26 protein-coding genes and 2 tRNA genes are annotated in these 23,272 nt (G+C 68.4%); 11 read left to right on the top strand and 17 right to left on the bottom strand.

Translation table 11 applies throughout. The features are described 5' to 3' along the window. The first annotated feature begins 12 nt into the window (after positions 1-12). Genes AC3A5Z_RS07650 through AC3A5Z_RS07635 form a run of 4 tightly spaced genes read left to right on the top strand, consistent with a single transcriptional unit; the run spans position 13 to position 4,287 of the window. Positions 13-996: an ABC transporter permease subunit gene (locus AC3A5Z_RS07650; protein WP_136791260.1), complete on the top strand. Its 984-nt coding sequence runs from the start codon at positions 13-15 to the stop codon at positions 994-996. 29 nt (positions 997-1,025) lie between these two features. Then, a complete protein-coding gene (locus tag AC3A5Z_RS07645) occupies positions 1,026-1,964 on the top strand; it encodes an ABC transporter substrate-binding protein (protein ID WP_487518776.1) in 939 nt (312 codons plus the stop codon). Between the two features lie 53 nt (positions 1,965-2,017). Beyond that, positions 2,018-2,713, top strand: a complete 696-nt coding sequence (gene araD, locus AC3A5Z_RS07640) for an L-ribulose-5-phosphate 4-epimerase AraD (protein WP_487518775.1) — start codon at positions 2,018-2,020, stop codon at positions 2,711-2,713. Further along, on the top strand, positions 2,710-4,287 hold the full coding sequence (locus AC3A5Z_RS07635) for a ribulokinase (protein WP_487518774.1): 1,578 nt from the start codon (positions 2,710-2,712) through the stop codon (positions 4,285-4,287). The genes araD and AC3A5Z_RS07635 overlap by 4 nt, the downstream gene beginning before the upstream one ends. Before the next feature lie 158 nt (positions 4,288-4,445). On the opposite strand, the gene AC3A5Z_RS07630 is transcribed toward AC3A5Z_RS07635, so the two are convergent. Further along, on the bottom strand, positions 4,446-5,459 hold the full coding sequence (locus tag AC3A5Z_RS07630) for a LacI family DNA-binding transcriptional regulator (protein ID WP_487518773.1): 1,014 nt from the start codon (positions 5,457-5,459) through the stop codon (positions 4,446-4,448). A 135-nt stretch (positions 5,460-5,594) separates the two neighbouring features. Between AC3A5Z_RS07630 and AC3A5Z_RS07625 the strand changes: the two genes are divergently transcribed. Genes AC3A5Z_RS07625 through AC3A5Z_RS07610 form a run of 4 tightly spaced genes read left to right on the top strand, consistent with a single transcriptional unit; the run spans position 5,595 to position 9,261 of the window. After that, positions 5,595-6,701: an aryl-sulfate sulfotransferase gene (locus tag AC3A5Z_RS07625; protein WP_487518772.1), complete on the top strand. Its 1,107-nt coding sequence runs from the start codon at positions 5,595-5,597 to the stop codon at positions 6,699-6,701. Positions 6,702-6,712: 11 nt separating this feature from the next. Further along, complete coding sequence (locus AC3A5Z_RS07620; RefSeq protein WP_487518771.1) at positions 6,713-7,528, top strand: ABC transporter permease; 816 nt, start codon at positions 6,713-6,715, stop codon at positions 7,526-7,528. A 4-nt stretch (positions 7,529-7,532) separates the two neighbouring features. Further along, complete coding sequence (locus AC3A5Z_RS07615) at positions 7,533-8,303, top strand: ABC transporter ATP-binding protein (RefSeq protein ID WP_487518770.1); 771 nt, start codon at positions 7,533-7,535, stop codon at positions 8,301-8,303. 7 nt (positions 8,304-8,310) lie between these two features. Continuing rightward, a complete protein-coding gene (locus AC3A5Z_RS07610; protein WP_487518769.1) occupies positions 8,311-9,261 on the top strand; it encodes an ABC transporter substrate-binding protein in 951 nt (316 codons plus the stop codon). Positions 9,262-9,384: 123 nt separating this feature from the next. Here AC3A5Z_RS07610 and AC3A5Z_RS07605 read toward each other — a convergent pair whose 3' ends face one another. The 16 genes from AC3A5Z_RS07605 to AC3A5Z_RS07530 all read right to left on the bottom strand — a co-directional run bounded on the left by AC3A5Z_RS07605 (position 9,385) and on the right by AC3A5Z_RS07530 (position 20,705). After that, complete coding sequence (locus AC3A5Z_RS07605) at positions 9,385-10,704, bottom strand: cation:proton antiporter (RefSeq protein WP_487518768.1); 1,320 nt, start codon at positions 10,702-10,704, stop codon at positions 9,385-9,387. Between the two features lie 280 nt (positions 10,705-10,984). Beyond that, on the bottom strand, positions 10,985-11,494 hold the full coding sequence (locus AC3A5Z_RS07600) for an N-acetyltransferase family protein (protein WP_487518767.1): 510 nt from the start codon (positions 11,492-11,494) through the stop codon (positions 10,985-10,987). 161 nt (positions 11,495-11,655) lie between these two features. Further along, positions 11,656-11,731, bottom strand: a tRNA-Phe gene (locus AC3A5Z_RS07595). A gap of 99 nt (positions 11,732-11,830) precedes the next feature. After that, on the bottom strand, positions 11,831-12,016 hold the full coding sequence (locus tag AC3A5Z_RS07590; RefSeq protein WP_487518766.1) for a DNA gyrase inhibitor YacG: 186 nt from the start codon (positions 12,014-12,016) through the stop codon (positions 11,831-11,833). Further along, on the bottom strand, positions 12,013-13,053 hold the full coding sequence (locus AC3A5Z_RS07585; RefSeq protein WP_487518765.1) for a ribonuclease E/G: 1,041 nt from the start codon (positions 13,051-13,053) through the stop codon (positions 12,013-12,015). The genes AC3A5Z_RS07590 and AC3A5Z_RS07585 overlap by 4 nt, the downstream gene beginning before the upstream one ends. Further along, a complete protein-coding gene (locus tag AC3A5Z_RS07580; RefSeq protein ID WP_487518764.1) occupies positions 13,050-13,628 on the bottom strand; it encodes a Maf family protein in 579 nt (192 codons plus the stop codon). The genes AC3A5Z_RS07585 and AC3A5Z_RS07580 overlap by 4 nt, the downstream gene beginning before the upstream one ends. After that, positions 13,629-13,847, bottom strand: a complete 219-nt coding sequence (gene infA, locus AC3A5Z_RS07575; RefSeq protein ID WP_107662932.1) for a translation initiation factor IF-1 — start codon at positions 13,845-13,847, stop codon at positions 13,629-13,631. 92 nt (positions 13,848-13,939) lie between these two features. After that, positions 13,940-14,815 carry a carbon-nitrogen hydrolase family protein gene (locus AC3A5Z_RS07570; RefSeq protein WP_487518763.1) on the bottom strand — a complete coding sequence of 292 codons (876 nt, stop codon included), beginning with the start codon at positions 14,813-14,815 and terminating at the stop codon, positions 13,940-13,942. Positions 14,816-14,838: 23 nt separating this feature from the next. Beyond that, entirely contained in the window at positions 14,839-15,426 is a 588-nt protein-coding gene (locus AC3A5Z_RS07565; RefSeq protein ID WP_487518762.1) for a GNAT family N-acetyltransferase, read from the bottom strand. Beyond that, complete coding sequence (locus AC3A5Z_RS07560) at positions 15,423-15,821, bottom strand: ketosteroid isomerase-related protein (RefSeq protein ID WP_107662929.1); 399 nt, start codon at positions 15,819-15,821, stop codon at positions 15,423-15,425. The genes AC3A5Z_RS07565 and AC3A5Z_RS07560 overlap by 4 nt, the downstream gene beginning before the upstream one ends. Beyond that, the gene (locus tag AC3A5Z_RS07555; protein ID WP_107662928.1) at positions 15,811-16,293 is read right to left on the bottom strand and encodes an arsenate-mycothiol transferase ArsC; all 483 of its coding nucleotides are present in this window, start codon (positions 16,291-16,293) and stop codon (positions 15,811-15,813) included. Before AC3A5Z_RS07555 ends, AC3A5Z_RS07560 begins: the two co-directional genes overlap by 11 nt. Continuing rightward, on the bottom strand, positions 16,290-16,766 hold the full coding sequence (locus AC3A5Z_RS07550) for a UPF0262 family protein (protein WP_487518761.1): 477 nt from the start codon (positions 16,764-16,766) through the stop codon (positions 16,290-16,292). The genes AC3A5Z_RS07555 and AC3A5Z_RS07550 overlap by 4 nt, the downstream gene beginning before the upstream one ends. Positions 16,767-17,223: 457 nt before the next feature. Next, on the bottom strand, positions 17,224-18,528 hold the full coding sequence (hisD, locus tag AC3A5Z_RS07545; RefSeq protein ID WP_487518760.1) for a histidinol dehydrogenase: 1,305 nt from the start codon (positions 18,526-18,528) through the stop codon (positions 17,224-17,226). A gap of 182 nt (positions 18,529-18,710) precedes the next feature. Beyond that, the gene (locus AC3A5Z_RS07540; RefSeq protein WP_487518759.1) at positions 18,711-19,184 is read right to left on the bottom strand and encodes a DUF2948 family protein; all 474 of its coding nucleotides are present in this window, start codon (positions 19,182-19,184) and stop codon (positions 18,711-18,713) included. Further along, positions 19,184-20,452 (bottom strand): UDP-N-acetylglucosamine 1-carboxyvinyltransferase, encoded by a 1,269-nt coding sequence (murA, locus tag AC3A5Z_RS07535; RefSeq protein WP_444666653.1) that lies wholly within the window; start codon positions 20,450-20,452, stop codon positions 19,184-19,186. Before murA ends, AC3A5Z_RS07540 begins: the two co-directional genes overlap by 1 nt. Before the next feature lie 7 nt (positions 20,453-20,459). Next, a complete protein-coding gene (locus AC3A5Z_RS07530) occupies positions 20,460-20,705 on the bottom strand; it encodes a hypothetical protein (RefSeq protein ID WP_487518758.1) in 246 nt (81 codons plus the stop codon). Between the two features lie 111 nt (positions 20,706-20,816). On the opposite strand from AC3A5Z_RS07530, the gene AC3A5Z_RS07525 reads away from it, so the two are divergent. The 3 genes from AC3A5Z_RS07525 to AC3A5Z_RS07515 all read left to right on the top strand — a co-directional run bounded on the left by AC3A5Z_RS07525 (position 20,817) and on the right by AC3A5Z_RS07515 (position 23,258). Then, positions 20,817-20,891, top strand: a tRNA-Thr gene (locus AC3A5Z_RS07525). Between the two features lie 127 nt (positions 20,892-21,018). Beyond that, positions 21,019-22,059, top strand: a complete 1,041-nt coding sequence (locus tag AC3A5Z_RS07520; protein ID WP_487518757.1) for a GlxA family transcriptional regulator — start codon at positions 21,019-21,021, stop codon at positions 22,057-22,059. Between the two features lie 110 nt (positions 22,060-22,169). Beyond that, positions 22,170-23,258 carry a siderophore-interacting protein gene (locus AC3A5Z_RS07515; RefSeq protein WP_487518756.1) on the top strand — a complete coding sequence of 363 codons (1,089 nt, stop codon included), beginning with the start codon at positions 22,170-22,172 and terminating at the stop codon, positions 23,256-23,258. The last annotated feature ends 14 nt before the right edge of the window (positions 23,259-23,272 follow it).

The raw sequence follows: 23,272 nt of genomic DNA, 5'->3' as shown, positions 1-23,272 counted from the left end.
GGAGAACGCCAGATGACCGACACGACCGACCAGACCGCGCTTGAACGGCGCGCCCGGATGCGCACCATGATCCGCGCGCTCGGCATGCTGCCGGTGCTGATCCTGCTCGCCATCGGCTTCGAGCTGATCAGCGGGCGTTTCATGTCCGCCAACAACCTGTCGATCGTGATGCAGCAAGCCTCGATCAACATCGTGCTGGCGGCAGGCATGACCTATGTGATCCTCACCGGGGGCATCGACCTCTCGGTCGGCTCGATCCTGTCCGCGGCGGCGATGGCGGCGCTGATCGTATCGCTCTCGCCGGAATGGGGCATGGCGGGCATCCCCGCCGGCCTGCTGGTCGGGCTGCTGTTCGGCCTGTTCAACGGCGGGCTCATCGCCTTCGTCGGCTTGCCACCCTTCATCGTGACGCTCGGATCGCTGACGGCGGTCCGAGGGGTCGCGCGCCTGATGGGCGCCGACACCACCGTGTTCAACGCCGACCTGCCCTTCGCCGCCATGGGCAACGCCACGCTCTTCGGCATCCCGTGGCTGGCGATCATCGCGCTCATGGTCATCGTCGCCTCCTGGTTCATCCTGCGCCGCACCGTGCTCGGCACCTGGATCTACGCGGTGGGCGGCAACCACGAGGCGGCGCGCCTGACCGGCATCAAGGTCTGGCTGGTGCTGCTCTTCGTCTATGCCATGTCGGGCTTCCTCGCCGGTCTCGGCGGCGTCATGTCGGCCTCGCGGCTCTACGCCGCCAACGGGCTGCAGCTGGGTCAGGCTTACGAGCTCGACGCCATCGCTGCCGTGATCCTCGGTGGCACCAGCTTCGTCGGCGGCGTCGGCTCGATCTGGGGCACGCTGATCGGCGCGCTCATCATCGCCGTGCTGTCGAACGGGCTGATCCTCAGCGGCGTCTCCGACATCTGGCAGTTCATCATCAAGGGCCTCGTCATCATCGTCGCCGTGTCGCTCGACCGGCTGCGGCTGCAGGGCGGCGCCCGCACCTGATCACCATCGCATCAACCGGGAGGAATACCATGCGAACCACCTCGAAACTTCTCTGCACCGCCGCGGCCATGCTGGCCATGAGCGGCGCCGCCAGCGCCCAGGAGCTCCAGCGCATCGGCATCTCGGTCGGCCTTCTGGGCAACCCGTTCTTCGTCGCCACCATCAAGGGCATCGAGGACCGCGCCAAGGAGATCAACCCGAACGTCGAAGTGACCTCGGTCTCGGCCGACTACGATCTGAACAAGCAGTCGTCGCAGATCGACAGCTTCATCGCCGCCGGCATGGACATCATCATGCTGAACGCGGTTGACGCCGAAGCCATCGCCCCCGCCGTGGCCCGCGCCAAGGCCGCCGGCGTCACCGTCGCCGCCTTCGACGTGTCGGCCCCCGGCGCCGATGTCACCGTGATGACCGACAACGTCGACGCCGGCCGCAAGGCCTGCCAGTACATCGTCGACGCGCTCGACGGCACCGGCGACGTGATCATCATCAACGGCCCGCAATCCTCGTCGATCCGCGACCGCGTCCAGGGCTGCCAGGAAGTGTTCAGCGCCAACGAGGGCATCAACGTGCTCTCCGACGACCAGAACGGCCAGGGCTCGCGCGATGGCGGCCTGAACGTGATGCAGAGCCTCCTGACCCGCTTCGACAAGATCGACGGCGTCTTCGCGATCAACGATCCGACGGCGATCGGCGCCCAGCTCGCCGCGCGCCAGCTCGGCCGCAGCGAGTTCATCATCACCGGCGTCGACGGCGCCCCGGACATCGAGGAAGCGCTGAAGGACACGAACGCGCTGATCAAGGCCTCGGCCTCGCAGGATCCCTATGTCATGGCCGGTCAGGCGCTGCAGATGGGCTACGAGATGTTCCAGGGAAAGACGCCGGAAAATCCCACCGTCCTGCTCGAGCCGCAGCTGATCACCGCCGACACCCTGGGTGATTACCAGGGCTGGACCGCGGTCCGCTAAAGAAGCCGGGGTGGCGCGATACATCGCGCCGCCCCTTCCGCAAAGGGAATGACATGTCGCTGGATGACTTGAAACAGGCGGTGCTCGAGGCCAACCTCGCCACCGTGCGCAACGGGCTGGTGATCGCCACCTTCGGCAATGCGAGCGCCATCGACCGCGCCTCCGGCCAGGTCGTGATCAAGCCCAGCGGTGTGCCCTATGACCGGATGACCGCCGACTGCATGGTGGTGAGCGATCTCGACGGCCGCGTCCTCGACAACCGGATGCGTCCCTCCTCCGATCTCGACACCCATCTCGTGCTCTACCGCGCCTTTCCCGGCGTCGGTGCGGTGATCCACACCCATTCGACCTTTGCCACCATCCTCGCGCAATGCCTCTGCCCGATCCCGCCGATGGGCACGACCCATGCCGACTATTTCCACGGCACCATCCCGGTGACCCGCCACCTGACGCCGGAGGAGATCGCCTCCGACTACGTCCGCGCCACCGGCGAGGTGATCGTGGAGACCTTCCGCGATCTCGACCCCGACACGATTCCGGCGGTGCTGGTCGCGGGCCACGGCCCCTTCGTCTGGGGCCGGACCCCGGAAGAGGCGGTGATGAACGCCACTATCCTCGAAGAGGTCGCCAAATTCGCCTGGCACGGCATGATGCTGCGCCCCGGCGCGCCGCAGATCCCGTCGGCGCTGCTTGACCGGCATTTCCTGCGCAAGCACGGGGCGGGCGCTACCTACGGACAACCGACATGACCCTTGTTGCCGGCGCCGACTTCGGCACGCTCAGCGTGCGCGTCACCATCATGGACACCGAGGACGGCCGCACCCTCGGCTCCGCGGCGGCCCCCTACCCGCTGAAGCGCAGCGCTGAAGACCCGCTTCTGGGCCAGCAGGCCCATGCCGACCACATGCGCGCCCTCACCGAAGCGATGCGCGCGGCCATCGCGGCGGCAGGCATCGACGGGAAGGACATCGCGGCCTTCGCCGCCGACACCACCGGCTCCAGCGTCGTGGTGGTGGACGCGGCGCTGCAGCCGCTCGATGACTATTACCTCTGGTGCGACCATCGCGCCCATGGCGAGGCGGCGGAGATCACCGCCCTTGCCCGGTCCGAGGGGCTGGAGGCGATCGACTGGTGCGGCGGGGTCTATTCGCATGAATGGGGCTATGCCAAGCTGCTGCATTTCCTGCGCCACAACCCCGACAAGCGCGACCGCGTCGCCACGGCGCTCGAACATTGCGACATGGTGGCGGCGACGCTCTGCGGCATCACCGAGATCAAGGCCCTGCCGCGCAGCGTCTGCGCCATGGGCCACAAGTGGATGTGGTCGCCGCTCTGGGGCGGGCTGCCGCCGCAGGACTTCCTCAGCCGGGTCGATCCGCTGCTGGACGGCATCAACGACAAGCTCGCCGGGCGCTTCGGCGACTCGACCGAGATCGCCGGGCATCTGTCGGCGGATTGGGCCGAGCGCATGGGGCTGCGGGCCGGCATTCCGATCCCCTTCGGCGCCTTCGACGCCCATTGGGACGCCATCGGCAGCGGCTGCCGCATCGGCGACGTGGTGAACGTGGTCGGCACCTCGACCTGCATCATCGCCGTGGGCGACCCGGCGACAACCCCCGTCCCGGGCATCTGCGGCGCCGTGCCAAGCAGCGTCATCCCCGGCGCCATGGGGATCGAGGCGGGCCAATCCGCCACCGGCGACATCTTCGAGGCCATCGCACGCCGCGCCGGTTCCGACGTGGCCAGCCTCAGCCGCGAGATCGTGGGCCACGGCCCGGGCTCCACCGGGCTCTTGCGGCTGGTCTGGGACAATGGCGACCGCACCGTGCTGGTCCGCTCCGATCTCGGGGGCGTCACGCTGGGCTGGGATCTGGCGCATACCGCCGCCGACGAGCTGCACGCCGCCATCGAGGGCATGGCGATGCATGTCCGGCTGATCATCGAGCGGATGGGCGAAGGTGGGCTGTCCTTCCAGCGGGTCATCAATGCCGGCGGCATCCCGCAGAAGAACCGGGTGCTGAACCAGGTCTATGCCGACGTGATGGGGGTCGAGGTCCACGTGCCCGCCTCCTCCCCCGTCGGCGTCGGCGCCTGCATCTTCGCCGCCATCGCCGCCGGCGCCTTCCCGGACATCGCGAGCGCGCAGTCACGCCTCTGCCCACAGACCGAGGCGTTCCGCCCCGATCCGGCGGCCCATGCCCTCTACGAACGGCTCTACGGACTGTTCACCAAGGTCTACCACGGCCTCGGCGAGGGCGGCAGCTGCGAACTCGGCACGGTGCTGCCCGAACTGCGCCGCTTCCGGCTGGGGCGGATGCGCTGATCGGCCCGGTGGCTCGTCGGGCTTTCGTCCGACGGGCTGCAAGGGTCAGATGTTCATGTTGAAGAGCATGCCCCGCTGTCGCAACTGACCGATGTCTCGCAGTCAGCGAGGCCCGTGGCGGGACAGAGCGCGTCATCCATTCCCCCTATGCCGCGCCGTCAGGCGCTCGATCCGCGCGGCACCAGCACCGGCAGCGGCCCCTCCACCCGCAGCGGGGCCGGCCGGCCGGCGAGCAGGTCCATCAGCCGGTCGATGGCGAGACCGGCGACGGCATCAAGGTGCAGGTTGGTCGCGGTGAGGGCGGGCCGCTCCTCGCGCGCCCGCAGCCCGTCATAGCGCGTGGCCACCCGCACCTGCTGCGGGACCGCCCGCCCCGCGTCGCGCAGGGCGCACATGACGCCGGTGGCGAAGGCATCGACCGAGGCGAAGACCGCATCGAGGTCGGGCAGCTCGCGGATCAACGCGTGCATCGCCTGCCGGGCGCCCTCCTCGCCCGCCGCCTCGGGGATGCGGATGACGTGACACGGCAGGCCGGCCGCCGCCATCCGCACCCGATAGACCGCCTCGGCCTCGGCGTGGGAGGCGCGGGCCGAGGCGCCGATCAGCAGCGGCATGCAGCGCGTCGGCTGTTGCAACAGGTGCCCGATCAGCAGGTCGGCGGTCTGGCGGTAGTGCATGTCGATCCAAGGCAGGTCGTCGCGCGGCGGCTGGCCGATGACCACCACCGGCACCCCGCGCCGGGTCAAGAGGTCGAGGAAGGGGTCGGATTGCGCTGGCTCGATCAGGATCGCCCCGTCCATCACGACATTGCGCAGCGCCGTCTCGGGATCGGCGATCGGCGGCACCAGAACGAGGGTGGCGTTGTGCTCCAGCGCCGAAATTGCCGCCGAGGCCGCGACCTCCATCAGGAAGCCGAGCTTGGAAGAGCCCGCGGAGACGGCGGGCGGCATGGAGGTCATCACCGCGAGCGTGTTCGAGAGCCCGGTGCGGAAGTGCCGGGCGGCGAGATTGGGCACATAGCCCAGTTCCGCAACCGCCGCCTCGACCCGCTGCCTTGTCTCGCGATCCACCGCCCGCGCGCCGGACAGCGCGTTGGAGACCGTGCCGGGCGACACCCCGGCCAGCCGAGCCACATCCTTGACCGTCGCCCTGCGGGTCCGGAAATCGTTCATGTCCTGCCCATTTGCCAAGCACCCCGCCGAAACTTCGCCCAACTGACACCTGCCGACAAATCTCGCTCATTAAATCGTTTTACTCAACGCCGATTCGGGGGCATCAACCATTAAATCGTTTTACTGAGGCTCAAGATGACCAGCGTTGACCAGACCACGATCCGCCGCCGCCAGACCGGACTGACCGCGCTCGACCGCGCGGCGACGGCGGGCGGCTACACGCTCTACGCTCCGCAGACCGGCAATGGGCAGGTGCTGCTGGTGGATATCGAGGGCGAACGCGCGCATTCCTGGCAGATGCCGGTGCGGCCCGGGCGCGACGCGGTCATCCTCGCCAACGGCAATCTCGGCTACAACGGCAGCCACGCCACCTCGGCCGCGCTCTATCCCGCCTGGGATCTCTGGCATGGCGGCGATTTCTACGAGGCGACGCCGGAAGGCGAGATCGTCTGGCGCCACGAGGACATCTTCCAGCACCACGATGCGCAATGGCTCGAGAATGGCAACCTGCTCTACACCGTTGCCGCGCCGCTGCCGGCCGACAAGGCCGCACGGGTGACGGGGGGCGATCCGCGCAAGGATGGCGCCGACGGCATCATCCAGTCCGACATCATCCGCGAGGTGAACCGCGCCGGCGAGACGGTGTGGGAATGGCGGATCTGGGATCATCTCGACCCCGCCGATTTCCCGATCCACCCGAATTTCGACCGCCGCCACTGGCCGATGGTCAACGGCCTCTCGGTCACCCGTGACGGGCTGGTGCTGATGAGCCTGCGCACCACCTCCGGCGTCATCGCCGTCAAGCGCGACACCGGCGCGGTGGTCTGGCATGTCGGGCCCGATGTCGTGGCGCAGCAGCACACCCCGATCGAGACCGAGAGCGGCGCGATCCTCGTCTTCGACAATGGCAACCTGCGCACCGGCTCCACCTCGCCCTTCTCGCGCGCGCTGGAGTTCGACCCGTCCGGCAAGGTGGTCTGGTCCTACACCGACACGCTGCCGATGGCCTTCTTCTCGCCCTACATGGGCGGTTGCCAGCGGCTGTGGAACGGCAACACCCTGATCTGCGAGAGCGCCTTCGGCCGGCTCTTCGAGGTGACGCCCGAGGGCAAGGTCGTCTGGGAGTTCGTGATCCCGGAGTTCGGCGAATACCCCGCCCCGCTGAACAGCTTCATCACCGGCATGCACAACAGCTGCTTCCGCGCGCATCGCTACGCCAAGACCGCCCTGCCCTGGCTCTGAGGAGGCAAAGAATGTCGGACGCCCGCGAGACCGACCGCGCCGCGACGGGAGCCTCCGGCCTCGCCGCGGGCCTGACCGGCGCCGCCCATCTGGCCAAGCCGCTCTTGTCCTTCGGCTTCATCCTCGCGATCTGGGTCGGGGTGACCGCCGCGGGGCTGGTGCCCGAGCAGATCTTCCCGTCGCCGGTCTCGGTCTGGCAGGCGACGATGGAGATGGCGGCAAACGGCACGCTCGCCACCGATCTCGCCGTGTCGCTGCGCCGCGCCGCCACCGGCTTTGCCATCGGCACCACGCTGGGCATCGCGCTGGGGCTGCTGACAGGACGGGTCGCGCTGATCCGCACCCTGCTCAACCCGTTCCTGACGCTGCTGCGGCCGATCCCTGCCATCGCGCTTGTGCCGGTGGCGATCGTCTGGTTCGGGATCGGCGAGGGATCGAAGTATTTCGTCATCTCCTACACGGTCTTCCTCACCGTCTGGTTCAACACCCATCACGGCATGGAATACATCCCCGACATCTACCTGCGCGCCTCGCGCTCGCTCGGGGCCTCGCGGATGCGGGAGTTCGTGCAGGTCGTCATCCCCGCCGCGGCGCCGCACATCTTTGCCGGCATCCGGCTCGGGGTCGCCCTCGCCTTCCTGAGCCTCGTCGCGGCGGAACTGTCGGGGGCCTCCTCCGGGCTCGGCTACCGCCTGCAGGAGGCGCGGCAATACATCCGCACCGACCGGATGTTCGCCCTTCTCATCATCCTGGGCGCGCTCGGCGCCGTGGTCGATCTGGTCGTCCACTGGCTCGGCAAGAAGCTCGTCCACTGGCAGCAAGGATAGCGCCATGTCCCAGGGCCACGTCCGCGTCGACGACATCTCGATCCGCTTCAAGGGCAAGCAGGGGCCGGTCACCGCCCTCGCCCCCACCACGCTGCATCTCGCGCCAGGCAGTTTCACCGCCCTCATCGGCCCCTCCGGCTGCGGCAAGTCCACGCTGATGAACGCGATCGCCGGCTTCGTCCGGCCCGCCTCCGGCGCCATCATCCTCGACGGGCGCGAGATCACCGGCCCCAGCGCCGATGTCGGCGTCATCTTCCAGCAATATGCGCTGTTTCCGTGGTTCACCGCGGTCGGCAATGTCACCTTCGGTCTGAAGCGCCTCGGCCTGCCCAAGGCGGAGCTGCACGAGCGGGCAATGGCGGCGCTGGCCGAAGTCGGCCTCGCGCAGCACGCCAGGAAATATCCGCAGGAGCTGTCCGGCGGCATGAAGCAGCGCGTCGCCATCGCCCGCACCTTCGCCTTCGGCCCCAAGGTGATGATGATGGACGAGCCCTTCGGCGCGCTCGATGCCCAGACCCGGGTGGTGATGCACGACCTGCTGATCGACATCTGGCAAAAGCATCGCGCCACCGTGCTCTTCGTCACCCATGACGTGGACGAGGCGCTGCTGCTGGCCGACCGCATCTGCGTGATGAGCCAGGCGCCCGGCAGGATCATCCGCGACTACAGGCTCGACCTGCCCCGGCCGCGCTCGCTCCGCGCGCAGGCCGAGGTGCTGCTGCCGATCCGCGAGGAGATCATCTCCCTGCTTCATCCCTCCCACTCCAAGCCCTGAGGACATCATGAAACACACGCTCTTCGCCCTTGCCCTGCTGCCCTCCGCGGCCCTCGCCGACCCGATCAGCTTCGCCTGGACCCCGAACCCGCAGACGCCGCAGGTCGACGTGGCGCTGGCGAAAGGGTATTTCACCGAGGCCGGCCTCGACGTGCAGCTCGTCACCTTCGCCTCGGGCCGCGAGGCTTTCGAGGCGCTCCTGGGCGGGCAGGTCGACGTGGCCTTCATGGCAGAATTCCCGGCCGCCACCGGCGCCCTCACCAAGCAGGACTTCGCCATCGTCGCCGACCTGTCGCGCTACACCGGCAGCCGGATCATCGGCAACACCGAGCAGGGCGCCCTCGCCGCCCCCGCCGATCTGGCAGGCAAGCGCATCGGCACGACGCTGGGCACCAATGTCGATTACTTCCTGTCGGAAGTGCTCAGCACCGCCGGCGTCGAGGCCGAGGTCATCAATGCCGCGCCGGGCGATCTGGTGCCGGCGCTGCTGCGCGGCGATGTCGACGCCATCGTGCCCTTCCCGACCTTCTACGCAGGGGCCGCCGAGGCGCTCGGCGACAAGTATCAGGAACTGCGTCCCGGCGGCTATGCGCCGCATTACGTGCTCGCGGCGACCACCGCGATGACGGGCGAGCGGGGCGCGGATCTGACGGCCTTCCTCGGGGCGCTGGTCAAGGCCGACGCCGATGTTTCCGCCGACGCCGCCGCCGCGGCCGAGGCCGTCTCCGCCTCGATGGGCGGCGCCGTGGCCCCGGCCGAGTTGCAAAAGATGTGGGCCGACGTCGACCTCGGCACCACCCTTTCGACCGATCTCTTGGACCTCCTGCTCAGCGAGGCCAGCTGGATCGCCGCCAAGGGCGTGGTGAAGGCCGACGCGCCGACCGCCGCCACCATCGCACCCTATCTCGACGCCACCGCCCTCAGCGCCGTGGCCCCCGAGGCCGTGACCCTTGACTGACCCGCGCCCCCGCCGGCCCCGCACCGGGGCCGGCCCATCCTTCCGGCTCCGCAGGTGTCCCAGGTCCGGATCGGAGAGTTCCTCGCAGAACAAGCCGTCTCCTGCCCAGACCTCGGCGGCCCCTCAGGGGTTGCCGGACGCCGGCCCCTGGAAGCCGGGCGGTGGCACCGCGTCTTCGGCGTCGGGGTCCCGCCCCTGGGCGCGGTCGAGCTTGCGCATGATCGGCGTGACCGACAGCCCGTGCATGAAGATCGACAGGAGCACGACGAGCCCGACGATCGCCCAGAGCCGCGGCGCGAGCGTCGCGTCCTCGATATGGTTCAGCCCGTAGGCGAGATAGTAGAACGACCCGATGCCCCGGATGCCGAAGAACGAGATCGTCAGCCGTTCATGCCATGGCGCCCCGGTCCCTGCGAGGCCGATGAGGCCGGTGAGCGGGCGGATCACCAGAAGGATGACGCCAGCCGCGACGACATCGGCAAGCTGGAGCGGCGCGAGGAGACCGTGCATCAGCGCGCCACCGAAGAGGAGCAGGAGCACCATCATCGAGATCCGCTCGATCTGCTCGGTCAGGTCGTGCATCGACTTGTGGAAGTCGTGGCTGTGGCTGGCCCGGCGGAAAGTCAGCGCCGTGACGAAGACCGAGAGGAAGCCGTAGGAGTGGATCGTCTCGGTCACCCCGTAGGACACGAAGGTCGCCGACAGCGCGATGAGCCCGTCGCCGGTCTTGGCGAGCTTGGTCTCCGCCGGAATGCGGAAGGTGATCCATCCGAACAGCCGACCGACCAGGTATCCGCCGAGGATGCCCGCGCCGATCTCCCAGAAGACGTTGTAGGTCAGCCACTCGCCGAGCCAGGGCTCTCCCGTCATCGACGAGGCCGCCAGGGCGATGGCCAGGTGCACGAAGGGAAACGCCGCACCGTCGTTGACCCCGGCCTCGGAGGTCAGGGCGAAGCGCACCTCGTCTTCCTCGCCGGTCTTCGGCGGACCGACCTGCACATCCGAGGCGAGCACCGGGTCCGTGGGCGCCAGAACCGCCCCGAGCAGCAGCGCGAAGGCCCAGGGCAGCGCCAGCCAAGTCCCGGCGAGCAGCGCGATCAGGGCGATGCCCAGCGGCAGGGTCAGGAAAATCAGCCGCCACGTCGTCATCCAGGACCGGAGGCCGAAGGCCCTGTCGATCTTCAGCCCCGCCCCCATCAGGGCGATGATGACCACGAACTCGGCGAAACGCTCGGTGAACTCGGGATGGTCGAGCGGCGAGGGCGCGAAGTCGACCCAGGGGATGGCCCCCAGGGTCACCCCAAGCCCGATGCAGACGATCGGCAGCGACAGGGGAAGACGCCGCAGCGCCAGGGGCAGCCACGCGACCAGCGCGATCAGCACGCCGAGGCCAATGAGCACGAGGATATAGGGATCCGGCGCCTCGGTCAGATTGTCGAACATGGATAGGAACTTTCGGCGCCGCGCCGGGCGACTTCAAGGGAACGGATGGGATGGGAAGCACGGGACAGGCTGCCCGTTTCAACATCCATATTCCCCCTTGGTTCCTGCGCCCGGAGCCGCCTGCTAATCGGCCTCCCCCGCCGCAGCGCCATGTGTCGCGCCAAGCTGCAACAGATCGATGAGCACAAACCGCCTGCTGTCCACGAAGACCAGCAGCAAGCGCCAGATCCCGGCGCACAGCTCCGCAGGACGGAGCGGGTGCCTGCGGAATCGCTGTCCGTCAGGACAGGCGGCGAGAATAGACGTTGTTCAGGTACCTTTCCCCGCCGATGCGGAAGTGGGTCTCCCCGAAAGGCTCGAAACCTTTCCGCAGATAGAAAGCGATCGCGGGAGAGTTTTCCGCGTTGGTTGTCAGCCAGACCGACTCAGCACGCATCCTGCGACAGTGCCCGAGGGCTGCGTCGAGCAGGCGCGTCCCGATGCCGCTCCCCTGGTGACGCGGCTGAACGTAGAATGTCGCGATCTCAAGGTCGGAACATCCTTCCACCGGAGCCGTGCTCCCAGCGGAAACGCGTATGAATCCGTCGATCCCCTCAGCGTTCTGCGACACAAGGATATGCTGGGAGGGATCGGCTATGAGCTTCTCGGTGTTTGCTGCCGTAAAGGTGCTCAGGACATAGTCGGCAAAGAAGGCGCTGACGCCGCGCTTCATATAGGCGCCGAGCCACACCTCGATGGAAACGGCGGCGATACTCGAAGCATCTGAGGCTTGGGCCAATCTGAGGGTCATGGCCTTTTACATGCCCGTTGTCGCAGAAGAGGTAAACGCCGAGCATAGATGGAGGCGGGCACTCTTCTTCCGGATCCCGCCCCCGAGTCCCCGACGCAGAAGCGCAGGCTGCGGCCCAAGATAGCAACGGGATCAAAAGAATAAACTTTGTGGATTTGATATGGTGCCCAGAGACGGAATTGAACCGCCGACACGCGGATTTTCAATCCGCTGCTCTACCAACTGAGCTATCTGGGCCCCGACGAACGACGCTGCCGTTCGGAGTGGCGTGGTATTAGAACAGGGCGCGGGGGGTGTCCAGAGGGATTTGGCGATTTTTTTGCCCCGCGCGCCGCTTCAGTGCCGGGGCGGGTCGTCGCCCTCGCCCGCAGCCTCGGCGCCGCCGTCCGGCAGATCCTCATCCTCGACCGGAACCCGGTAGGAGCCGGTGAGCCAGCGCCCCAGATCGACGTCGGCGCAGCGACGCGAGCAGAAGGGGCGGTATTTCGGATCGGTCTCGCGGGCACAGATCGGGCAGGTCATCTCAGAAGCTCGGACAAGGGGGCGCGGTCGCGCTTTCTCACCAATTCGTAGAGCCCGAGCGGGGTCCAGCCGGCGAGGCTGGTTTCCGCCGACTCGCCGCGGAAGGCGGCGCGCAGCACCTGTTCCAGCGTCGCCCGGTCGCGCTTGGGCATCGGCGCGAAATCCACCACCACCTGCCCGCCCAAGCCGCGCAGCCGAAGCTGGCGCGGCAGGTCGCGGGCGGCGGCGACATTGGCCTTCATCCCGGCGGCGGGCGAGGTATCGGCGCCGGTGTTCACATCGACCGCCACCAGCGCGCGGGTCGGCTCGATCACCATATGGCCGCCGCCGGGCAGCGGCACCTCGAAATCCAGCACCCCGTCGATCATCTCTTCCACGCCATGCGCGGCAAAGCTGCCCTCGGCCTCGGCCACCTCGTCGGGCGCCGGGTCGGACCAGTCGCGCCAGGCCAGATCATGCGCGCCGGGCGCATCGACCAGAAGCTCCGGCCCGCCCTTGGTATCCACCAGCACCGCCTCGGCCAGATCGCGCATGGCGCGCAGGTCGGTGGCGATCTCCTCGGCCTCGGCGCTCTCGCAGGCCGAGCGCAGGATTGCGCCGAGATCGGGGGCCGCCCCCTGCATCGCCTCGGCGGCGAGCGCCGTCAGCTCCTCGCGCAAATCCTCGTCGCGGATGCGGCGCGAGATGTTCAGCCCCGGCGCGCCGGGGGTCAGGATGCAGAGCCGGCTCTTGAACAGGAGCCGCGTCGTCACCGGCACGGCCTTGCCCGGCTCGGCGGCGCCGGTCACCTGCACCAGCACCGACTGGCCCGGAGCAAGGCCAGAGACCTGCCGCAAAAATCCCGTGGCGCCGGGCAGCTTCACGAAGACGCCGCCCTGCCCCTTCATCTGCCGGTCCACCACGGCGCGGTAGATCGCCTCGGGAGCGGGGGCCTCCTCCTCGCCGTCGATCAGCAGGTCTTCCAGCTGACCGTCCACCACCAGCGCCGCCGCGGCACGGCCGCGCAGGCTGTCGAGCACGACGACACGACCCTTCATTGGTCTCTCCGATACAAAGGGTAGCCCGCGGTCGCCAGCATCGCCGCGGTCTCTGCCAGGGGCAGGCCGACGATGCCGGTGAAGGAGCCGGAAATCCAGGGGATGAAGGCCGAGGCGAGGCCCTGGATGCCGTAGCCCCCGGCCTTGCCCTGCCATTCGTTGCTGTCGAGATAGGCGTTCAGTTCAACGTCCGACAGCCGCTTCATCTTGACCGCCGAGACGACCTCGCGGGTCCAGAGCCGCTCGCCGCGCCGCACCGCCACGGCGGTGATCACCTGATGCCGGCGACCGCCAAGGGCCAGCAGGAAGGCCGCAGCCTCGCCCGCGTCGGCGGGCTTGCCCATGATCCGGCGGCCCAGCGCCACCGTGGTGTCGGCGCAGAGCACGATATCCTCGGGCCCCGCCTGCACCGCCGCCGCCTTCTCCGAGGCGATCCGGGCGCAATAGGGCCGAGGCAGTTCGCCGCGGCGCGGCTCCTCGTCGATGTCGGGGGGAAGGATGGCGTCGGGAAGGACGCCAAGCTGCGCCAGCAACTCGCGCCTGCGCGGGCTGGCCGAGCCGAGAATCAGCCGCACTTACTTGAAGCGGTAGTTGATGCGACCCTTGGACAGGTCGTAGGGGGTCATTTCCACCTGCACCTTGTCGCCTGCCAGAACACGGATGCGGTTCTTGCGCATCTTGCCTGCCATCACCGCGATCAATTCATGGCCATTGTCGAGCTCGACCTTGAATGTCGCGTTGGGCAGGAGTTCCTTCACGACACCGGGGAATTCGAGCGTATCTTCCTTGGCCATGGTCTCTCCAATGAGGTATTGCCCGCGTCGAACGCAGGCACGAGGCGTTAAATGCGCCCGGATCACGAGATTTTCAAGAGGTAAATTGCCGCTCAGGCCGAAGTGACGCCCTGCGCCAGACGCAAGGCTTGTTCGTCCCAGTGCAGATGGTTCAGCACCCCGCCATCCTTGCGCACTTCGGCGATGGCATCAAGACTGATCTCGGCCATGGCCCAGCCCGGCCGGTTCAGCGCGGTCTCGGCCAGAATCCCGGTCTCTGGCCAACCCCGGTCGGGGGGGCCGTAGATCGCGGCGCGACCCACGTTCTCGTCCACCGCCGGGCAGAAATCGCAAAGCCCGACCGTCGGCGCATGCACCACAACGCATTGATTTTCCAAGGCCCGCGCCATCGAGCCGACCCGGACGCGGGTGAAGCCCGCGAAGCTGTCGGTGCAGGAGGGCGCGAGCAGGATCTCCGCCCCTGCCTCCACCATCGCCCGCGCCAGCAGGGGAAACTCGCTGTCATAGCAGATGACGATGCCGATCTTCCCCAGCGCCGTATCGAACACCCGCGCCTCCGCCCCGGGCTCGACGAACCAGGTCTCGCGCTCGAAGCGGGTCATGATCAGCTTGTCCTGATGGCCGATGGTCCCCTCGGGCCCGTAGAGCGTCGCCCGGTTCACCGGGCGGTCACCGAGGAACACCGGCCCCGAGCCGCCGAGGATATGCACCCCATGCGCCGCGGCGAGTCGCAGATGCAGCGCGTCCATCGCCGGGCGGTGCCGCGCCACCTCGTGCAGCGCCGCCTCCAGATCGGCGGCGACCTCCCGCCCGCCCAGCGAGGCCAGCTCCATCGCGCCATATTCCGGGAAGACCAGCAGCTCCGCCCCCTGCCCCGCCGCCTCCGCGACCCAGGCCGTCAGCTTGGCCTCGACGGCGTCGAGACTGTCGAACCAGTCCAGCGGATAGGCGGCGGCGGCGATCTTCACGAAGGCGTCCTTTCGATGGCGAGTCAGAGCTCGCGTATCCAGAATTGCAGCGGCTTCTTCGACGGCTCCGCCTCCCCCACGTCGGTCCAGGTGAACTCCGCCACCACCCCCGGCATCGGCGCATAGCCGCGCTTGCGCCAGAAGTCCTCGTTGCTGCGGGCCCGCGCCGGGCGCAGCGGATGATCCTCGGGCCGCAGCACCGAGCAGAAGGCCGACCAGCCCCGCCCCAGCGACCGGGCATGCTCCTCGCGCAGATCGAAGAAGCGATGCCCCATCCCCCGCCCGCGCCAGGCGGGCAGCAGCACCGACTCGGCGCAATAGAAGATGTCGGTCAGCGCCATCCCCGTCCCGGCGAAGGCGCTGGCGAAATCGTCCGAATGCCCTTCCATCGGCGTGCCGGTGGCGGCGCCCACCAGCTGCTCGCCCTCGAAGGCGCCGACCAGCAGCGCTCCCGGAGCGTCGCGGTACCAGCTCAGGTAGCTGCGCTCGTAGTCCATCGTGCCTTCGTAGAGATAGGGCCACTCGCGGAACACCGCCATGCGCAGCGCCGCCACCTCGTCCAGCCGCGCCTCCAGCGCCGCGCCCTGCAGCGCGCGGGCCTCCAGCGTCATGCCGAGACCTGCCGCACCCAGTCGTTCAGGTTGTAGAAGGTCGTCACCCGGGCGATCCTGCCGTCGCGCAGGTCGAAGAATGCCCCGGCGGGCAGCACATAGCGTTGCCCCTTGGCCTCCGGCAGTCCCGGATCGGTCTGCAGATATTCGCCATGCACCACGAATTCCGCCGCCCCGCGCGTGCCCTCGTCATTGGCGAAGATCACCATGTCGCGCAGTTCCTCGCGGTAGCTCACCCCCATATGCGAGCAGAACTCGGCGAACTTCTCCTTGCCGTGGCGGATCTCGCCCTCGTTCACCCGGTGCTCGATGTCGTCGGTGACGCAGTCCAGCATCCCGGCCGCATCGCCCGCGTTGAAGGCCGCGTAATAGCGCCCGATCACCTCATGCCCCATCGGTCTTCTCCCTTGCTTCCGGCGGGCCGAAGCGCGCCACCATCCTGTCCCTGATCTGGTCGCGCACCTGACGATAGACCTGCAGCTTCGCCTCGCGCCCCTCTCCCAGACCCGTCGGGTCCATGATCGGCCAGTATTCCACATCAAGATGATAATAACGGGTGAGTTCAAGCGCCATCCGCTGACTGGCCGGAGACAGCGCCACGATCAGATCGAAGCCCGACAGATCGTCGCCCCAGTCCATCATCTCCTCGAAGCTGCGCGAGCGGTGCCGCTCCAGCTCGATCCCCAGCTCCTTGCAGACGGCCACGGTGAAGCCGTCCACCTCCATGTCGTTCTTCACCCCGGCCGATTGCACATAGGCCTGCTGGCCGTAGAGCTTCTTCATCAGCCCCTCCGCCATCGGCGAGCGCACCGCGTTGTGATCGCAGCAGAACAGCACCGAGGCCGGAGGTTTGCCCGCCACGCTCACCCCCAATGCAGCACGCAGATCAGGGTGAAGAGCCGCCGGGCCGTGTCGATATCCACCGCGGCCTTGCCCTCCAGCCGCTCCTGCAGCACCCGCGCGCCCTCGTTGTGAATGCCGCGCCGCGCCATGTCGATCGCCTCGATCTGGCTCGGCGGCAGGCGCTTGACCGCGTCGAAATAGCTCTCGCAGATCTGGAAGTAATCCTTCACCACCTGCCGGAACGGCCCGAGGCTCAGGTGGAACTCGCCCACCTTCTCGGTCGCCTCGGTCTGGATGTCGAAGACCAGTCGCCCCTCGCGGATCGCCAGCGCCAGCCGGAACGGCCCCTCCGGCGCCAGACGCCCGTCACGGGCCGGCAGGGCAAAGCTGTTGTCCTCCAGCAGGTCGAAGATAGCGACCTGCCGCTCCTGCTCGATTTCCGGCGTGGGCAGCGCCAGCCCCTGATGGTCGATCTCGATATGGCAGATGCGATTCATAGCTTCACCCTCTCGGCGGCACGATTGGGACAAGGCAATGCGGGGCCACCTCCACTCTTCCTCCCGCGGCCTTTCTGAGGCCAGCGGTTGGCAAGGGCGGATTAACATCCACAATGTTTTCTACCTCATAGAACATAGTCCAGGCGCCATCGGTATCGGTACTTTCGGGTCTCAACTCAGGGCGCAAGGGCCGGCCCCGCGGATCAGCCATGGCAGCACCCACGATCAGCCCTCTAAAGAGTACCTTCCCAATGTCGACGCCTCTCACCCCACCCGCTGGAACATAGCCAGTGGACGCAGCGATCCACACGGTCGCGGGATTCCTCTCACTCAAATTAAGCGCGCTCAAGAGATCAAACTGATTTGAACCCAGAGCGACACGACCATGGATGTCATAAGTTTTTTTGAGTGCAACAATATGTACCGCAGGAACTGGGGCGAGATAGTGCTTCAATTGTCAGCCCTCGTTCAGACGGTCGAGCCGGGCACGGACCGACAGGCCATGCGCCTCGAGGCTCTCGGAGATCGCCAGCCGCTCCGCCGCAGGGCCGATCGCCCGCAGCGCGGCGGGCGTCATCTTGGCGATCGTGGTGCGCTTCAGGAAATCCATCACCGACAGCCCGCTGGAGAACCGCGCCGAGCGTGCCGTGGGCAGCACATGGTTCGGCCCCCCCACATAATCGCCGATCGCCTCCGGCGTCCATGCCCCGAGGAAGATCGCCCCTGCATGGGTGATCCGTTCCGCCAGCGCCTCTGGATCGGCGACGCAAAGCTCCAGATGCTCCGGCGCCACCCGGTTCGAGAGCGCCGCCGCCTCCTCCAGATCGCGCACCACGATCACCGCGCCGAAGTCGCGCCAGCTCGCCCCGGCGATGCCGCGCCGCTCCAGCGTCTCGAGCCGCCTGTCAACCGCCGCCGCCACCGCCTGCCCAAAGGACGCATCCGGCGTCACGAGGATCGCCTGCGCGCTCTCGTCATGCTCGGCCTGGCTCAACAGGTCGAGCGCGATCCAGTCCGGATCGGTCTCGCCATCCGTGATCACCAGGATCTCCGACGGCCCGGCGATCATGTCGATCCCGACCTTGCCGAAGACCCGGCGCTTGGCCGCCGCGACAAAGGCATTGCCCGGCCCGGTGATCTTGTCGACCGCCGCGATGGTCTCGGTGCCATAGGCCAGCGCCGCCACCGCCTGCGCCCCGCCGATCCGGTAGACAAGATCCACCCCGGCGATGCGTGCCGCCAAGAGCACCAGCGGGTTCACCACCCCGCCCGGCGTCGGGCAGACGACGACCAGCCGCTCCACCCCCGCCACCTTGGCCGGGATCGCGTTCATCAGCACCGAGGACGGGTAGGAGGCAAGCCCCCCCGGCACATAGAGCCCCGCGCTCGAGATCGGCCCCCAGCGCCAGCCGAGCGTGGCGCCCGCCGCATCCTCCCAGCGCGCATCCTCCGGCATCTGCCGCGCGTGATAGGCGCGGATACGCTCTGCCGCCAGCTCCAGCGCCGCCCGGTCCTCGTCCGAGACCCTGGCGCATTCCGCCTCGATCTCGGCCTCGGAAAAGGCCAGCCCGTCGGCCGCCAGCTCCAGCCGGTCGAACTTCGCCGTCAGCTCGATCACCGCCGCATCGCCGCGCGCCCGCACATCGGCGATGATCCCTGCCACCACCGCATCCACATCGGGCGAATCCTCGCGCTTCATGCCGAGGAGGGCAGAGAAGGCGGCCTCGAAACCGGCATCGCGGGTGTTCAGGAAAAGCGGCATGGCGGACACTCCAAAGGACAGCCCCCCTTACCGCGCCCGCCCCCCCGCCTCAAGCGCCGCGCTGCCGCAACGGGCCGAGGAGGCGAAGTCCCTCCCCTCATTTTCTGTCCGAAAATATCCTCGGGGGGGCCGGGGGGGCAGACAGCCCCCCGGCGCTGGCCCCGGACGCAACCGAAGAAGCCTCAGCCGTGTCCCGGCACGCGCCCCGACGGCGCCATGTAGGACCGCGTCACATCCTTCAGCGTCACCTCCAGCGCCTCGACCTCCAGCGCCACCACGCCGTCGCCCGCCAGCACCAGCATGACCCGCCCCGCGCCATCCTCGCCCGGCTCGAAGTCCAGCGACAGGATCGACAGCACCAGATCCTTCTCGGCCCGGGTGATGCCCTGCGAGCGCACCGAAAGCACGCCGTCCACCGCCAGCACCGCCTGCACCCGCTCGTAGCCGCGCCCGGCGGCCTCGGCCGCGGCGCGGTCTTCCCAGCGGAAGCGGTTCAGGAGGATGGCGAAGCGGCGCTGGCGGCGCTGGAAGGCCATCTCGGTGATCGGGAACACCGCGTCCTGCACCAGCGCCGAGATCACCGCCAGATCCTCCGGCGTCTCCGCCCCCAGATAGAGCGGCGCCTCGTCGGCGTCCTCGAAGCGCGCGTCTGCCATCAGCCGGAAATCCTTTCGATCTGTGCGCCGCAAGCCCGCAGCTTTTCCTCGACCCGTTCATAGCCGCGGTCGAGGTGATAGACCCGGCTCACCACCGTCTCGCCCTCCGCCGCCAGTCCGGCGAGGATCAGGCTGACGCTGGCGCGCAGGTCGGTCGCCATCACCGGCGCGCCGCGCAGGCGGTCGACCCCGGTGACGGTGGCCGTGCCGCCATGCACATCGATACGCGCACCCATGCGGATCAGTTCCGGCGCATGCATGAATCGGTTCTCGAAAATCTTCTCTTCCAGCACCGAAGTGCCCTCGGCGGTGCACAGCAGCGCCATCATCTGCGCCTGCAGATCGGTCGGAAAGCCCGGGAAAGGCTCGGTCGTCACATCGACCGCCGTCACCCGCCCGTTCCTGCGCGAGACCTTCAGTCCGCGCTCCGTCTCGCTGACCGAGATCCCCGCCGCGTCCAGCTTCTCGCAGAAGGCGCCGACCAGCTCGATCCGCCCGCCCAAAAGCTCCACCTCGCCGCCGCAGATCGCCGGGGCCAGCATGTAGGTGCCGAGCTCGATCCGGTCGGTGACCACCGGATGCGTCGCCCCGCCCAGCCGGTCCACGCCCTGGATGGTGAGGATCGACGTGCCCTCGCCCTCTATCTGCGCCCCCATCCGCCGCAGGCAGCGCGCCAGATCGACGATCTCGGGCTCGCGCGCGGCGTTCTCCAGCACCGTGGTGCCCTTGGCCAGCGTCGCCGCCATCAGCGCGTTCTCGGTCGCCCCGACCGAGACGATGGGAAAGACGATCCGCGCGCCGCGCAGGCCGCCGCTCGGCGCCTTGGCATGGATATAGCCGTCGCGCAGGTCGAGTTCGGCGCCCATCGCCTCCAGCGCCTTAAGATGCAGGTCGACAGGACGCGCCCCGATGGCGCAGCCGCCGGGCAGCGAGACCACCGCATGGCCGTCGCGCGCCAGCATCGGCCCCAGCACGAGGATCGAGGCGCGCATCTTGCGCACGATGTCGTAATCGGCGGTGTGGTTCGAGATGGCATGCGACGACAGCGCCAGCACCTGCCCACCCTGCAGGCTCGCCACCTCGGCGCCGAGCGATTGCAGCAGCTGCGTCATGGTGCGGATATCCGACAGCCGCGGCGCATTGGTCAGCGTCAGCGGCTCGTCGCTGAGCAGCGTCGCCGGCATCAGCGTCAGGCAGGCGTTCTTGGCCCCCGCGATCGGGATCTGCCCGCGGAGCTCGCCATTGCCGCGCACCAGTATCGAATCCATGCTGCCCTCATTCCTCGGTCTGATTGTGGTCGGTGGGGTCTTCCCCATCCGTCTCTGGCCCATCCGCATCCGGCCCATCCGCCGCGGCGCCCTCGCGCCGCACCCGGGCCTGAGCCTTGCGCCGGGCCATATTGGCCTTCAGCGCCGCCTTCAACCGCTCTTCGCGCAAGGCCGCCTCCTGCGCCCTGCGCGACGGCGAACCTCCGCCGCCACCGTTTCCGGCCGGCCCCTCGTCGCGTCTGTCCCTGCTCATGCACCCTCTGTAGCCCAGCCGCAAAAAACCGTCCAGTTAGCCCTTGCACGGCCCGAAATTTGAGTCTAATCAGCCGCCACGATCCAAGGGCAACGCCCGAAGACGCAGGCGGCTGTGGTAGCTCAGTGGTAGAGCACACCCTTGGTAAGGGTGAGGTCGAGAGTTCAATCCTCTCTCACAGCACCATTTTTCCACGCGAAACACCATGGCTTGACCTTGCGCGGCCGCATCCGCAAAGTGATGTCTCCGGCGGTCCGGCCAGCCTTTCCGTCCCGGCCGTCGCCGTCCCTGAACCCACCTGCGGGAGGCCCGGATGTCCGGTGATTTCGTGCCGAAGGGCGTGGCCCATGTGCCGGTCGCGGCGGGCCAGCAGCCGGAGCGGATCACCTTCGTGCTCCTGCGGGATTTCTCGCTGATCGCCTTTTCCTCGGCCATCGAGCCCCTGCGCATCGCCAACCAGCTCGCGGGCCGCGCGCTCTTCGAATGGCAGGTGCTCTCCGAGACGGGCGAGCCGGTGCGCTGTTCCAACGGGCTGCCCGTCGTGCCCGATGCGGCGCTCAGCGGGGCGAATCCCCGGGCGATGATCTTCGTCTGCGCCGGGGTGCAGCCCGAACGCTCCACCTCGCCGCGCGTGGCCGACTGGCTGCGTCACCAGTGGCGCAGCGGGCGCACCGTGGGCGGGCTCTGCTCGGGCGCCTATGCGCTGGCCAAGGCCGGCATCCTCGAAGGCCGCAAATTCACCTTGCATTGGGAGAACCTGCCGCCCTTCGCCGAAACCTTCCCGCATCTGAAGCCGCTCGACCAGCTCTACTGCATCGACGGGCGGATCATGACCTGTGCCGGAGGCGCCGCCGCCACCGACCTCTTCATCGAGATCGTCGCCCGCAACCACGGCCCGCAACTGGCCGATGCCGTGCTGCGGATGTGCCTGCACGGGCCGCAGCGCCCCGCCGATCTGCGCCAGCGCATGTCGGTCTCCTCGACCCTCGGCGCGCGCAACCCGCTGCTGGTCTCGGTCATCGAGATCTTCGAGAAGAGCATCGACCAGCCCGTCGATCTCGCCGCCGTCGCCGCCGATCTCGGCGTCTCGCTGCGCCAGATCCAGCGGCTGTTCAAGCTGCATGTCGGCAAGTCACCCAAGAGCTACCTCCTCAGCCTCCGGCTCGAACGCGCGCGCGGGCTTCTGACCGAGACCGACATGACCCTCGCCGACATCAGCTTCAGCTGCGGCTTCGAGGCGACCAATACCTTCTCCAAGGCCTTCCGGCGGGTCTATGGCGTCTCGCCCAGCGGCCTGTCGAAAAGCGCGGGCCCCCGCGACCGCGGCGCCGCCGCACCCCGCCGCCCCGCCTGAGGCTTTCCGTCGGAAATCCGCCCCCGCCTCTGGACAGCCCCTCCCCCGCGCTTTAACCGAGGGAAAGCGTCGGGTATTTGCCCGGCCCGGCTGACGGAGGGACAGGCAAGATGACGATGCTGCAGGCGATAACCCGGCTCACCCACACGCGCGGCGCCCATGCCATGGGCCGCTTCGCCGCCGACCATCCCGAATATGTCACCGGCGGCGCCTCCGGCCCCTGGCGGATGGACCTTCAGGCCTGCGGTCTGGCGGTGAACCCCGAGGGCGACCGCCTGGAGGTCTCGGCCTATGGCGCGACCCAGACCGGGCTCAGCTACATGAAGCTCGTCTTCATCGACCACATCCGCGAATATCTCGACGAGCAGGTCGAGGTGGACTGGGCGGGCGACGGCCTGTCGCACGGCCTGCCGCCCTTCTTCCGCGAGGCCCGCGTCACCGAAAGCCGCCGCGTCACCCCGACCATGCAGCGCCTGCGCTTCGCCGTCCCCAACCTTGCCAGCCTGTCGGTCGACGAGATCCACGTGCGCCTGCTGCTGCCGCCCGAGGATCGCCCCGCCGATCTGCCGCCGGTCTGGCCGGTGCTGACCCCGAGCGGCGCGCTCAGCTGGCCGCAGGGGCCCGAGGCGCTGCTGGTGCGGATCTACACGCTCAGCAGCGTCGATCTGGCCCGCGGCGAGGTGGAGATCGACTTCGTCCTGCACAGCCACGCGCCCGCCAAGGGCCGCTCCGCCGCGCAGTGGGCCGAGACCTGCCGCCCCGGCGCGATCGTCGGCCTGCTCGGCCCCGGCGGCGGCCATCTGCCGCCGACGCGCCGCATGCTGCTGGTGGGTGACGAGACCGCCCTGCCCGCCATCGCCCGCATCCAGCAGAGCCTGCCCGAAGACACCGGCTGCGAGACGCTGATCGAGGTAGACGGCCCGGAGAGCGAACAGCCGATGCCGCGCCCGGTGCGCTGGCTGCACCGCAACGGCGCGCCCGCAGGCAGCACCCGGCTGCTGATCGACGCCATGGCCGAGCTCACGCCCTCGGAGGACCTCTATCTCTGGGCGGGCTGCGAATTCAACGCCTTCCGCGAGATCCGCCGTCAGGCGCGCGCGGTCTGGAAGCTGCCGCGCGAGCGCCACATGGTCACCGCCTACTGGCGGCGCGGCGTGGCCGGCGTGGTGGAGGAGGAACCGCACCACACCTCGGCCTGAGCGCCGAGGAGCGC

This window comes from Cereibacter sp. Soil_C_27 (assembly GCF_057657095.1).
This window is presented reverse-complemented; position numbering and strand designations above follow the sequence as displayed.